Genomic DNA, 11,853 nt, shown 5'->3' on the forward strand with positions numbered 1-11,853 from the left:
GAGCCGTCCGGCCAAGAGTCCCCGACTCAGCGTTCACGCCTCCCGCCGCCGGGCCGGAGGTGCTGGACCGTGAGATCTCGGAGGGCAGCATGACCACCACCGACCGAGCCCGCCGCCGTGCCGTCCGCGCGCTGGCCGAGCGGGCCGGGATCGCGTACTCGGAGGCGCGCCGGCAACTGGAGCGAGGCGTCGGACCCGACGAGATCCTGGCCACCAGCGGCCGCACGATCTATCGGGACACCCTGGACCTGCGCCCCTTCGCGGTACGCCTCGCCGAGGTCCGCGAAGCCGCCGACGTGCCGGCCGGCCGGGCCGCCCATCTCGTCCGTCGCTTCCCCGAGTCCGACGGCCTGTACGCCGCCCGGCCAGACGTGCTCGCGGACGCGTACCGGGCGGTCGATCCGCAGCTCGTGCCCGCCGATCTGGGATGGGTGGCGGAGCTGGCCGAGGCGACCGCCGTCGACCAGGCCTGCGCCGGTCTCGACCGGGCCGCCCGGCGGGTGCTCGGCGACGACCCGGCCCGGCTGGGCGAGGCGCAGGTGCTCGACGCCGTCCTGGTGGTCGGCGACGACGGCCACGCGCCCGGCACACCGGTACGCGTCCTGCCGACCGGCGCGTACGGGCTGATCCTGACGGCGTGCTGGGGTCCGGCCGGGCCGCCGTTCGCGTACCTGGTGTCGGGGACGGCCGGCCGGTTCGAGGTGGCCGCCGACGACCTGGCCGTCCGTCCCGACTGAGGACGCTGTTGCTGTTTTCGCAACTCCGCTCTACTCTGGAGGACATGAAAGCGACGCTGACCGATCGCGTACGCACCCTCATCGACCAGGTTTCCGGTAGTCAGACCGCGTTCGGCGACCTCATCGGCATGAGCAAGGACAAGCTGTCCAAGTCCCTGGCCGGCACCCGGCGCTTCACCTCGCTGGAGCTGGCCCTGATCGCCGAGGCCGGCGACGTCTCGGTGGACTGGCTGCTCACCGGCCGGTCCCCGGAGCGGCCCGCGGTCGCCGCCCGGTCGGCGGTCGCACCGGCACCGGCCGGCCTGGCCGATCGCTACGCGGACGCGTACGAGGTGCTGGATCTGCTGGGCCGGACGCGAGCGGTGCCGCCGCTGCCGGACGCCCCGGCCACGACCGGCATGCACGACCGCGGGACGGCGCTCGCGACCGCCGCCGTCGACCGGCTGGCCCGCCACCGGGTCGGCCCGGTCAGCGGGCTCGGCGCCGCCGAACTCGTCGCCGCGGTCGAAGAGGTCTTCGGCGTGGACGTCGCCGTCGGCGAGCTGCCGCCGGGCCTCGACGGCCTGTCCTGGCAGACCGACCAGCGGCGGTTGATCCTGCTCGCCGCGACCCAGCAGTGGACGCGGCAGCGCTTCACCCTCGCCCACGAGCTCGGCCACCTCCTCGGCGACGACGCCCGGCAGGTGGTCGTCGACCGGCACGTCTCCCCCGGCGTCGACCGCGACCCGACCGAGGTCAGCGCCAACTCCTTCGCGGCCGCGCTGCTCATGCCGGAGGCCGAGGTCCGGGCCCGGGCCGGCGGCGCGCTCACCGACGACGAGTTCGCCCGGCTGGTCGTGGACTTCCAGGTGTCCCCCAGCGCCATGGCGGTGCGCCTGTTCACCCTGGAGATCGTCGGCCCGGTGCGCTTCGAGCAGCTGCGGGCCACCACGGCGCTCGCCTGCCATCAGCGGGCCGGGAGCATCGAGGAGTACCTCGACAAGGTCAACGCCGCCCTCGCCCAGCGACTGCCGACCCGGCTCGTCGGCGACCTGTTCGCGGCGTACCAGGAGGGGGCGACGACGCTGCGGCCGCTGGCGAACCTGCTCGGCGTCGACGTCGACGACCTCTACGAGACCCTCGCCGGGACGCCCGCCGACACGGCGCCGGACGCGGTCTTCTCGCTATGACGGCGTGGTGGTTCCCGGACAACACCGTCCTGTGCAACTTCGCCACCGTCCGCCGGCTCGACCTGCTGGAGAAGACCCTCGCCGGCCGGGGGCGCTGGACGGACGCGGTCGCGTACGAGACGCGGCGCTCGACGCGCTACCTGCCCAACCTGGCGGACGTGCTGACCGGCGGCTGGCTCGACGAGCCGATCGAGATCTCCGAACCCGAGCGGATCGCCCGCATCGAACGGCTGCGGCGGGCCGTGTTCGGCGGCCCGCCCCGCGATCCCCGGCGACACCTGGGCGAGGCGCAGACGCTGTACCTGCTGGAGAACGACCTGGAGTTCGCCGGTTCCCTGTGGATCACCGACGACCGCGCCGCCTACGAGTACGCCGTCCGCCGCGGCATCCCCGCCTGGGGAACGGCCGAGGTCATGCGGGCAGCGGTCGGGGCCGGCCTGATCGCGGCGCACGACGGTCTCCACCTGCTGGAGGGCATGGTGGAGGTCGGCCGGCACGTCCATCGCCTCCCCGCGTCCGCCGAGGAGTTGGCCGCGCCGGAAAAATCTTGAAGAAGTTCTCGCCGCCGTGTCGATCCGGACGGAGGCCGTTCGCTGCACCAGTAGAGAACGACCTACGAGAAGGAGAAGGCATCATGCGGAAGATCGTTGCGGGGCTGCACATGTCGCTCGACGGCGTCATCGAGTCCCCGGAGAAGTGGAGCTTCGACTACTACTGCGACGAGGTCGGCCAGTCGATCAAGTCCCGGCGCGACGAGACCGAGACCCTGCTGCTCGGCCGGGCCATGTACGAGGAGTTCGCGGCGTTCTGGCCGGGCAAGGACGGCGAGGTCGCCGAGTTCATGAACAACACCCCGAAGCTGGTGGCCTCGACGACGCTGACCTCCGTCGACTGGACCGGCAGCACGCTGATCGACGGCGACGTCGTCGAGTCGCTGGCCGCGCTGAAGGCAGAAGACGGCGGCAACATCACCATCACCGGGAGCGCGACGCTGGTGCGGTCGCTGCTCGCGGCCGGCCTTGTCGACGAGTTGCACCTGATGGTCTGCCCGATCGTGCTCGGCGACGGCAAGCGGCTGTTCGACGGCAGCGGCCGGATTCCGTTGCGGCTGGCCGGATCGGAGACCTTCCCCACCGGCGTCACCCACCTCACCTACCGCCCGGCCTGAACCCCGGCCCCGTCGACCGCTCCAAGATCCCGCTTGGATCAGGGCTTTCACCCGAATCTTGAGCCATGATCCGGGTGATTCACCTGATCCAAGCGGGATCTTGAGGGCTGCGGGCTCGAAAGAGCGGGGCGGCGGGGTCAGGCCGGGGTGGGCGGGAGGAGGCGGCGCGGGCCGGTGTCCGGGCGCGGCAGCGGATCGTCGATCACTCCCGACGCGTGCAGCACCGAGATCCCCGTCGACCGGGCCAGCACCGGGTTCAGCGTCAGCCGCCGGACCTGGGGCACCTCGGCGGCCAGATGCCCGATCCGCAGCAGCAAATCCTCCACGGCGGACCGATCCACCGGCGTCCCGCCGACCGCGCCGCTGAGCAGGCTGGCCGCGCGGGGCGTACGGACGAGGTCGAAGGCGTCCCGGTCGGTCAGCGGAGCGGCCCGCCACGCCCGGTCCCCCACCAGATCGGCGACCACGCCACCGAGCCCGAAGCCGACGACCGGCCCGAACGCCGGATCGTCCACCATCTCGACCACGCACGGTACGCCCGGCGCCACCATCGGCTGCAGGTAGACCTCGATGTCGGCCCCGAACAGTTCGCAGACGTCCGCGTACGCCGCGCGTACCTGGTCCGGACCGGCGAGGTTGAGCCGCACCGCGCCGAGGTCGATCCGATGTGGACGCTCGACCACCTTGAGGGCGACCGGTCCGCCGCCGAGTCCGGCGAAGGCCGCGACGACCGCCTCGACGCCGGCGACGCGGATCGAGGGCACGACCGAGATGCCGTAGGACGCGAGCACTCTGTCCAGAGAGGACAGATTCGGGCCGGACTCGGCCAGCGGGGACGGCGGCACGGTCCCGGCCGGTTCGCGCAGCCAGGCCGCCCGGCGATTCACGTGGGCGACCGCGCGTACGGCCTCTTCGATGGAGGGATAGCCCGCGACCGAGGGCGGCGGCGTGCCGTAGAGGAACGAGGCGACCACCAGCTTCTCGGACGCCGCCGAGGCCGCGGCGACCGCGGACGCGTACGGTGCGGTCTTCTCCTCGTAGGGCGTCATGGCGCCGGTGGGCAGCGGCGGCGCGACCACGACGAGCAGCGTGTCCGTGTCCTCGGAGCGGACGGCGAGTTCGAGGGCCGCGGCGAACTCCTCCTCGGGCGCGGCCGGGCTGACCGCGAGCATCATGCCGGCCCTTAGGCCCGCGGACTGCACGGCCGACCGGGCGAGGGACGCGAGCGCGGGCGCGTTGCTGACGATGCCGACCCGGTCCCCCGCGGGCAGCGGGTGCCCGGCGAGCAGCCGGCCGACGTCGAAGAGCTCGCTGACGGTGTCGACCCGGATCACGCCGGAGTGCTCCTGGAGCGCCTGCATGGCCGACACATCCAATGTGGACCCAAGCCCGGTACGCCCGGACAGGATGACGACCGGCTTCACCCGGCCCACCTCGCGGGCGATCCGGGCGAACTTGCGGGGATTGCCGAAGGTCTCCAGGTACATCAGGATCACGTCGGTGTCGGGGTCACCCGCCCAGTACTGCAGCAGATCGTTGCCGGACACGTCCCCGCGCTGGCCGACGTTGACGAAGCTCGACATGCCGAGTTCCTGCCGGTCGGCCTCGGCCAGCAGGAGCAGGCCCAGCGTGCCGGACTGGCTGAAGAAGCCGACCCGGCCGGGCGGCGGCAGGTGCGGCGCGAGGGTCGCGTTGAGGTCGCCCGCGGCGATGCCCAGGCTGCCCGGACCGATGACCCGCATGCCGGCGGCGCGGGCGGAGCTGACCAGGTCGCGGCGCTGCGCACGGTCGAGATCGGTGATGACGAGCAGCCCGCCGACCTTGCCCGCGCACGCCGCCACCACTGCCGGGACGGCCGACGGGGGCACCGCGACGACCGCGAGGTCCACACCGGACTCCAGCGCCGCACCGGGATGCACCACCGTCAGCGGCAACTCCGACCCGGACATGTGCTGCCGGACGGCCGCGCCGACCCCCATGCCCGACCGCGAGGCACCGAAGATCGCGACGGATCTCGGCTTCAGCAGCCGGGCCACCGATCGCGCCTCGCTGCGCCGTTCCCGGTCGGCCTGCACCTGCCGGGACCGGTCGGTCGGCGCGACCGGGAAGGTGAGGTGGACGACGCCGTCGGCGTACTCACGGGTGACGATGTAACCGGCGTCGGTGAAGACCCGGATCATGGTGCCGTTCTCGGGCAGCACCTCGGCGACGAAGCGGGTGATCCCCGCCGGCTCGGCCGCCGCCGCGAGGTGTTCGAGCAGCACCGACCCGATCCCCCGGCCCTGGTACGCGTCCTCGACCACGAACGCGACCTCGGCGTCGGGCGCCTGCGGGCCGAGCCGCTCGTACCGGCCGACGGCCACGATCTCGATGCCGTGGGCGATGACGAGCGCCTCGCGGTCGCGATGGTCGACACGCACGAAGCGTTCGAGGTCGCGGGCCGGAATCCGCGGATAGGGCGAGAAGTAGCGCAGGTAGCGCGTCCGCTCCGAGAAGCGGGCGTGCATGGCGACGATCGCGTCGGCATCGGCCGGCTCGATCTGCCGGATCCGGACGGTCGAGCCGTCCGAGAGGAGCACGTCCGCCGGTCGCATCGGACTCAGTCCCGCGGATCGAACGGGTCGAGCCCGTGCAGCGGGAAGACCGCCTTGCGGGTGGCGAGGATCGCTCTGTCCAAAGGCGACGGATCGCCGTCGGGATCCCACGCCCGGTACGCGAGGTCGGCGTCGTCGGTCATCCGCGGCATGGCCATCCGCTGCGGGCAGAGTTCGGCGGCCAGATCCTTCCACTCCGCCGGGATCAGCCGGGCCGGGTCGAGCGGCTCGCCGGTGATCGCCGCGATCAGATGCGTCCACGCCCGCGGGACCGCTTCGACGAGCGCGTACCCGCCGCCGCCGGTGGCGACCCAGCGGCCCTCGCAGAGCTCTTCGGCCAGGTCCCGCAGCGCCAGGTACGCCGCCCGCTGCCCGTCGACCGACAGCCGCAGGTTCGCCAGCGGGTCCAGCCGATGCGGATCCGCGCCGCACTGGGTGAACAGGATCTGCGGGCGGAAGGCGCGTACCAGCGAGGGGACGACCGCGTGGAAGGCGCGCAGCCAGCCGCGGTCGTCGGTGCCGGTCGGCAGCGCCACGTTGACCGCGGTGCCGTCGACACCCGTCTCGTCCGGGAAGCCCGTGCCCGGGAACAGCGACAGCGGCGACTCGTGCAGGCTGATCGTCAGCACCCGCGGATCGTCGATGAAGGCCGCCTGCACGCCATCGCCGTGATGAACGTCGATGTCGACGTACGCGATCCGCTCCGCGCCCCGCTCCAGCAGGTCCTTGATCGCGATCGCCGGGTCGTTGTAGACGCAGAACCCCGCGGCCCGCGCATGCATCGCGTGATGCAGCCCGCCTGCGATGTTCACCGCCCGCCGCTGCTCGCCCGCCCACACCGCGCGCGCCGCGGTCAGCGTCGCCCCCGCGATCAGCGCCGACGCCTCGTGCATCCCGTCGAAAGTCGGATTGTCCGGCGTGTTCAGCCCATAACCCCGGAAGAACGGGTCGTCCGGCGCCGCCTTCACCGCCGCGATGTAATCCTCCCGGTGCACCAGCCCCAGCTCCGCGTCGCTCGCGGCCGCGGTCGGCGGCGCGACGGTCACTCCGTCCCTGTCCAGCAGGGAGTACGCGTCGGCCAGCGCCATGGTCAACCGCAGCCGCACCGGATTGAGGGGGTGGTCGCCCATGTCGTAGCCGAGCAGCGCGTCATCCCAGACGACGAGGCTGTTCACCGCGCTTCCCCGGTTTCCTCCGCGCCGCTGCTCTCCTCGCCCGTGGCGATCGGGCGGTTCGGGTCGGTGATCCATCCACTCCAGGAACCCAGGTAGATCACGGCGTCCGGGCGGCCGGCCTCGTGCAGCTTGAGCACGGTCCGGGCGGCCGTCACCCCGCTGCCGCAGTACGCGGCCACGGGCGTCTCCGCGGGGATGGCAGGCAGCTCGCCGGGTGCGTTGACCGCGCCGGGAATGTGCCCGGCGACCGGGTCGATCGGCTCGACCTCGCCCCGGTATCGCTCAGCCGCGCGGACGTCGAGAAGGACGCCCTTGTGCACGAAGGCCGGGATGTCCTCAGCCTCGATCGTCGGCAGGTGGCCGGGTACGACCGTGAAGTCACCCTCCGCCGGCTCCGGGACCTCCCGCGTGACCGGTCCGGTCCAGGCCGGGAAGCCGCCTTCCAGCACCCGGACGTCCGGGTGGCCGGCCCACTTCAGGGTCCACCACGCCCGGCCGGCGGCCAGGAGGTCGCCCCCGTCGTAGACCACCACCGGTCTCCCCGCCTCGACCCCGGCGCTCCGGAGGGCGGCTTCGAGGTCGTCCAGGTCCGGCAGCGGGTGGCGGCCGCCCTTCCCCGGCGGACCGCACAGGTCCCGGTCGAGGTCGACGAAGACCGCGCCGGGCAGGTGGCCAGCCGCGTAGTCCTCGCGCCCGGGCGGCCCGGCCAGGCGCCAGCGCACGTCCAGCAGGGTCACGTCACCGAGGATCGGCAGCAGCCGCTCGGCCGAGACGAAGTTGCTCACCCCGCCATTCTGTCAGGGACCGCCGACCTTCTCGCCGGACCGCTCGAACCTTCGCCGGATGCTCATACGTGCGGCCACCCGCTACCGTGCCGGACATGGTGGCCCCCAACATCTCGATTTTCGTCTACCTCATCGTCGGCTTCCTGTGCGTGGTCGCACTGGTCCTGGTGGGCTCCGGACTCCTGCGCATCCGCCGGTCCCGGCGCCTGCGGGAGGACGGCTTCGAGGCCGACGGCACGATCGTCGAAACCGTCACCGAGACCCGCCACTCGAACAATAACGGCCACCGCCGCTCCTACCAGGTCTTCTTCCCGGTCATCGAGTTCCGTACGCGTACCGGCGCCGAGGTCAAGGCGACCGGTCCGGTCGAGTCGAACCGCTCGTTCGTCACCGGTACGCCCGTCAAGCTGCGCTACAACCCCGACACGCCCACCGAGTTCGAGATCGTCTCCGGCCCCGGCGCCGGCTCCGGAGGCATGCCCCGCGTGCTCGGCGGACTCGTCTTCGCCGCCTTCGGCATCGCGATCATCGCGTTCGTCGTGTGGAATGCGAGGGGTGGTGTCCCCTCCTGTCTCGGGTGCTGACGTACTCGGCGTCGTGGCGATCGTCTGGGCGGTCGTCGCCCTGTTCCTGCTGTCGATCGGCCTCAAGCGGCTGCTGCGCTCGCTGCGCCTGCACGGCGGCCACGAGTCGCCGGGAACCATCGTCGAGAGCCAGTTCCGCTCCGGCCATCTCGGCCGGGTCCGGTACCGGCCGGTGATCGTCTACCGCGCCGCGAACGGCCAGCGCGTCCGCGTCCTCGGCCCGGTACGCCGGCGGTCGGCGTACCCGCGCGGCGCGGCGGTGATCGTCCGGTACCGCCCCGAACGGCCGGACCGCGTCGAGGTCGTCGACGGCCCCGGCGAAGGTACGGCCGCGGCCGGGCACCTCTTCACCGGCACGCTGCTGCTCGTCACCCTGGTGGTCTTCGCGATCGCCCTGGGCTGACGCCCTCCGGTTTCCACCGCACACCCGATTGCCTCACTCCACACCGGACGGTCACCCTGGATCCGGTCCACTCGTCGACACCGACCTGGCGGGAGAACACACGGCATGAGCACACCCGAGGTGGTCCTGGCCTACTGGACCGAGCACCGGCAGCAGTTCCGCCAGTCCGAGGACCAGCGGTCCGTGCTCACGAACTACCTGCTCGTCATCACCGCCGGCCTCACCGGCCTCATCGCCGCCCAGCGCTTCGCCCTCGTCACCCTCCCGGCGGCCCTGCTCATCGCCGCCCTCGGCCTGTACGGCGCGCTCGCCGTGGCCAAGTACCACGAGCGGGCCTCCTACCATCTCCAGCAGGCCCGCGCCCTGACGCGGACGCTCAAGGAACTCGGCGCGCTGGCCGACGACCCCCACCTCGACGAGCAGCGCGAAGACCACTACCGGCGGCACCCCCTGCTGCACCGCGTACGCCTGCATTGGCTCTGGACCGGCCTGCACCTGGCGATCGCGGTGTTCGGCGCGGTGCTCGCGGTCGTGATCCTCGCGGTCTGACGGATGGGCAGGGATTTCTTCATCAGCCACGCCACCGCGGACCGGCAGTGGGCGGAGTGGATCGCGGTCACGCTGGAGGCGGCGGGCTACACGACGGTCGTCCAGTCGTTCGACTTCCGGCCCGGCACCGACTTCGCCCACGAGATGCAGCAAGCTCTCAGGACCTCGGGCCGCCTCATCGCGGTGCTCAGCCCGGACTACCTCGCCTCGGCCATGGCCGAGGCGGAGTGGCGCAGCTTCTTCGCCCAGGACCCCACCGGCGAGCTGCGAAAACTCCTGCCTGTCCGGATCGCCCCGGTCACCGGCACCGGCCTGCTCCAGACCCGCGTCTACGTGGACTTCGTCGGCGTCGGCCCGGCCGCCGCCCGCCGCCGACTCCTGGCCGCCGCCCACCCACACCGCCCTCGCCCGACCACCGCCGCCTGGCCCGGCGCCGGCCCCGAGCCCGATCCGGCCGTGCCGGCGCACGGCGGCCGGCTGGCCGGCATCATCGATGGGGCGATCCGCGGCGACCTCCCGCCCACCGTCGGGACACTGACCGGCACGCTGCGACCCCCCGCGTTCTATGTCAGCTACGCGCGCCCGTCGTCCGTACCGGGACCGCCACGCGAGGGGGCCTTCTTCGCGGCCCTGTCCCGGTCACTGTCCCTCGGCACCCGCCCCGACGTCGGCCAGGGTTACATCGACTTTCCCGCCACCGGCACCGACCTCTGGAATCCCGGCATACTCCGGGCCATCGCGAGCAGTCAGAGCCTCCTGCCGCTCATCTCCCCCCGCTACGTGCGCAGCGCCTTCTGCGCCCGCGAATGGGCGGCCTTCGCCGACCGTCCGGCCTACGCGACCACGGGCGGCCCCGCAGCACCAGGTGCCGCGATCGTGCCCGTCCTGTGGTCGCCAGTCGACCGGAAGACACTGCCCTCGGCGATCCGCCGGCAGCCCATGTTCGCCCCACGGCATCCGCGGACAGCCGAGGCGTACCAGGCGGAAGGGCTGCACGGGCTGCTGAGCCGCCACCCCCGCCTGTACGCCGTCGCCCTCGACGAACTCGCCACAGCGGTCGCGGGAGTGCTCGATGCGGTACGCGTACCGGCAGCGGCCCCTCTGCCCGGCACCCCACCCGTCGGATACGCCGACTGGACAGCAGGCGAATAGCCGACAGCTATGTGGATGGTCAGAGCCTCGGTCAGTACGCACGGTGCTTGGGGAACTACATATCTACACGTATGCTTGTAAGAGACGCCGATCTGTCACCATGCCGGTACGCGCAGGCGGCCGCGGACATGGGCGGGCGTAGCGGGAGGCTGCAGGATGGACACGCCCACGACCGAGGATCTCGCACACAACGACGTACCCGACGTGGCGGCGTCGCGCCTCGCTGATCTGCTGTCGGGATCGAACGCGGAACTCCTGGCCTGCGCCGAACGATTGATCGCGGCGATCGACGGCCGATTGGAGACTTCGCTCGGATGGAACAGCTTTCTTCCGGAGGTTCCCTCCGCGCCACCGACGGGCCATTCGCAGCACTAGCCGCCGGCGGCAGCGACCCGGCGAGCCTCGATCTCCTTGGCCGTACGCGGGTCAGCCGCTCGAAGCTGTTTCTGGCCCGGCTCTTCGCGGAACGACCGGACCTCGACGATGTCAAGGAGATCCTCGTCGCCGCCGACTGGGAGAACCCCGGCGCGGTCGCCCGATTGATCGCGTACCCCTGGACGGCGGTGTGGCTGCAGCGGGCCGCCGCCGAGCCACGGCAGGCGGATGTCGACTATGGGCGAGGGCTGGCGCTGGCGGCGGCCTCGCGGGCCGAACTGACGGGCGTGGTCAGCGTTGCGCCCCAGTCAGGCAAGATCACCGTGCCGGGCCTCGGCGAGCTTCGCGGCCTGGGGCAGGACGAGCGGCGACTGACAGCGAAGGATCTGAACGGCCCCGACTGGTTCGGCCTCAAGTCGGTCACGGTGTCAGCGGGCGGACGCAACCTCTCCCTGACGCTCGACGATCTCGATCCGTTCCGGCAATGCCTCTCCTACGGCGTCGCTCCTCACAATCCGGACGACTTTGTCCGCCGCACCCAAGCCGTGCTCTCGTCGGCCTGGGAACTGCTCACCGCATACGCACCTGCGCGGGCGGACGAACTCGCGGCCGGACTCACGGTCCTGACACCGTTGGCAGCCAACCTGATGGCCGGTGTCAGCGCCAGCCATCAGGAGGCCTACGGCGGCTTCGGCATGTCGCCGCAGACCGACCCGGCCGCGTTCGCCGCGACCATGATCCACGAGTTCCAGCACAGCAAGCTGAGCGCGCTGCACGCGTTGCTGCCGCTGTACGATCCCGCCGGCAACGAGCTCTACTTCGCTCCGTGGCGGCCGGATCCGCGGCCCCTCGGCGGGCTCCTGCAGGGAATCTACGCCTTCCTGTCGGTGGCTGGCTGGTGGCGGGACCTCATGGCTGCCCCGGCCGAGCAGCCGCGTGCGGCCCTTCAGTTCGCCACCTTGCGCGCCCAGGTCTGGCGCGCGCTCGAGCAGGTACACGATGCCGCTGGGCTCACGGAGGCCGGCCGGCGTTTCGTGGCCGCCGTCGCCCGGACCGCGGCGGAGCACAACGCGACACCGGTGGACGCCGTACACGACGCTCACGCCAGGAAGGAGCTCCAGCGCCTGGAGTCTGTCTGGCATGAGCGTCACGCCTGAGCGCA

Annotated in this window: 12 protein-coding genes; 9 read left to right on the forward strand and 3 right to left on the reverse strand. The window is 72.1% G+C overall.

Annotated features, from left to right (window positions below; translation table 11 throughout):
• The first annotated feature begins 89 nt into the window (after nucleotides 1-89).
• The 4 genes from G401_RS0133835 (at nucleotide 90) to G401_RS0133850 (ending at nucleotide 3,074) form a co-directional block, all read left to right on the forward strand.
• A complete protein-coding gene (locus tag G401_RS0133835; protein WP_157546685.1) occupies nucleotides 90-737 on the forward strand; it encodes a hypothetical protein in 648 nt (215 codons plus the stop codon).
• A 44-nt stretch (nucleotides 738-781) separates the two neighbouring features.
• Entirely contained in the window at nucleotides 782-1,906 is a 1,125-nt protein-coding gene (locus tag G401_RS0133840; RefSeq protein WP_034593964.1) for an XRE family transcriptional regulator, read from the forward strand.
• Nucleotides 1,903-2,457, forward strand: coding sequence for a hypothetical protein (locus G401_RS0133845; protein ID WP_027345972.1), 555 nt, complete (start codon nucleotides 1,903-1,905; stop codon nucleotides 2,455-2,457). The genes G401_RS0133840 and G401_RS0133845 overlap by 4 nt, the downstream gene beginning before the upstream one ends.
• 83 nt (nucleotides 2,458-2,540) lie before the next feature.
• A complete protein-coding gene (locus G401_RS0133850) occupies nucleotides 2,541-3,074 on the forward strand; it encodes a dihydrofolate reductase family protein (RefSeq protein ID WP_027345973.1) in 534 nt (177 codons plus the stop codon).
• Between the two features lie 137 nt (nucleotides 3,075-3,211).
• Here the strand turns inward: G401_RS0133850 and G401_RS0133855 are convergent, their stop codons facing one another.
• Genes G401_RS0133855 through G401_RS0133865 form a run of 3 tightly spaced genes read right to left on the reverse strand, consistent with a single transcriptional unit; the run spans nucleotide 3,212 to nucleotide 7,628 of the window.
• Nucleotides 3,212-5,668 carry a GNAT family N-acetyltransferase gene (locus G401_RS0133855; RefSeq protein WP_027345974.1) on the reverse strand — a complete coding sequence of 819 codons (2,457 nt, stop codon included), beginning with the start codon at nucleotides 5,666-5,668 and terminating at the stop codon, nucleotides 3,212-3,214.
• Between the two features lie 5 nt (nucleotides 5,669-5,673).
• Nucleotides 5,674-6,798 (reverse strand): acetoin utilization protein AcuC, encoded by a 1,125-nt coding sequence (locus G401_RS0133860; protein WP_051367559.1) that lies wholly within the window; start codon nucleotides 6,796-6,798, stop codon nucleotides 5,674-5,676.
• A 41-nt stretch (nucleotides 6,799-6,839) separates the two neighbouring features.
• Nucleotides 6,840-7,628 (reverse strand): sulfurtransferase, encoded by a 789-nt coding sequence (locus G401_RS0133865; RefSeq protein WP_027345976.1) that lies wholly within the window; start codon nucleotides 7,626-7,628, stop codon nucleotides 6,840-6,842.
• 95 nt (nucleotides 7,629-7,723) lie between these two features.
• On the opposite strand from G401_RS0133865, the gene G401_RS0133870 reads away from it, so the two are divergent.
• The 5 genes from G401_RS0133870 (at nucleotide 7,724) to G401_RS0133890 (ending at nucleotide 11,848) form a co-directional block, all read left to right on the forward strand.
• The gene (locus tag G401_RS0133870; RefSeq protein WP_157546686.1) at nucleotides 7,724-8,212 is read left to right on the forward strand and encodes a DUF3592 domain-containing protein; all 489 of its coding nucleotides are present in this window, start codon (nucleotides 7,724-7,726) and stop codon (nucleotides 8,210-8,212) included.
• A 13-nt stretch (nucleotides 8,213-8,225) separates the two neighbouring features.
• Nucleotides 8,226-8,615 carry a DUF3592 domain-containing protein gene (locus G401_RS0133875; RefSeq protein WP_027345978.1) on the forward strand — a complete coding sequence of 130 codons (390 nt, stop codon included), beginning with the start codon at nucleotides 8,226-8,228 and terminating at the stop codon, nucleotides 8,613-8,615.
• Nucleotides 8,616-8,720: 105 nt separating this feature from the next.
• On the forward strand, nucleotides 8,721-9,164 hold the full coding sequence (locus tag G401_RS0133880) for a hypothetical protein (RefSeq protein ID WP_027345979.1): 444 nt from the start codon (nucleotides 8,721-8,723) through the stop codon (nucleotides 9,162-9,164).
• Nucleotides 9,165-9,167: 3 nt separating this feature from the next.
• Entirely contained in the window at nucleotides 9,168-10,316 is a 1,149-nt protein-coding gene (locus G401_RS53685) for a TIR domain-containing protein (protein ID WP_051367545.1), read from the forward strand.
• 314 nt (nucleotides 10,317-10,630) lie between these two features.
• Nucleotides 10,631-11,848 carry an HEXXH motif domain-containing protein gene (locus G401_RS0133890; RefSeq protein WP_027345980.1) on the forward strand — a complete coding sequence of 406 codons (1,218 nt, stop codon included), beginning with the start codon at nucleotides 10,631-10,633 and terminating at the stop codon, nucleotides 11,846-11,848.
• Nucleotides 11,849-11,853: the final 5 nt, after the last annotated feature.

Source organism: Hamadaea tsunoensis DSM 44101, from assembly GCF_000428945.1.
GTDB classification, from domain to species: Bacteria; Actinomycetota; Actinomycetes; order Mycobacteriales; family Micromonosporaceae; genus Hamadaea; species Hamadaea tsunoensis.

What these genes read in the sequence shown, in the direction of transcription:
- G401_RS0133835 (WP_157546685.1), top strand. Translation starts at nt 90, where the DNA reads ATGACCACCACCGACCGAGCCCGCCGCCGTGCCGTCCGCGCGCTGGCC.
- G401_RS0133840 (WP_034593964.1), top strand. Translation starts at nt 782, where the DNA reads ATGAAAGCGACGCTGACCGATCGCGTACGCACCCTCATCGACCAGGTT.
- G401_RS0133845 (WP_027345972.1), top strand. Translation starts at nt 1,903, where the DNA reads ATGACGGCGTGGTGGTTCCCGGACAACACCGTCCTGTGCAACTTCGCC.
- G401_RS0133850 (WP_027345973.1), top strand. Translation starts at nt 2,541, where the DNA reads ATGCGGAAGATCGTTGCGGGGCTGCACATGTCGCTCGACGGCGTCATC.
- G401_RS0133855 (WP_027345974.1), bottom strand. Translation starts at nt 5,668, where the DNA reads ATGCGACCGGCGGACGTGCTCCTCTCGGACGGCTCGACCGTCCGGATC.
- G401_RS0133860 (WP_051367559.1), bottom strand. Translation starts at nt 6,798, where the DNA reads ATGGGCGACCACCCCCTCAATCCGGTGCGGCTGCGGTTGACCATGGCG.
- G401_RS0133870 (WP_157546686.1), top strand. Translation starts at nt 7,724, where the DNA reads ATGGTGGCCCCCAACATCTCGATTTTCGTCTACCTCATCGTCGGCTTC.
- G401_RS0133880 (WP_027345979.1), top strand. Translation starts at nt 8,721, where the DNA reads ATGAGCACACCCGAGGTGGTCCTGGCCTACTGGACCGAGCACCGGCAG.
- G401_RS53685 (WP_051367545.1), top strand. Translation starts at nt 9,168, where the DNA reads ATGGGCAGGGATTTCTTCATCAGCCACGCCACCGCGGACCGGCAGTGG.
- G401_RS0133890 (WP_027345980.1), top strand. Translation starts at nt 10,631, where the DNA reads ATGGAACAGCTTTCTTCCGGAGGTTCCCTCCGCGCCACCGACGGGCCA.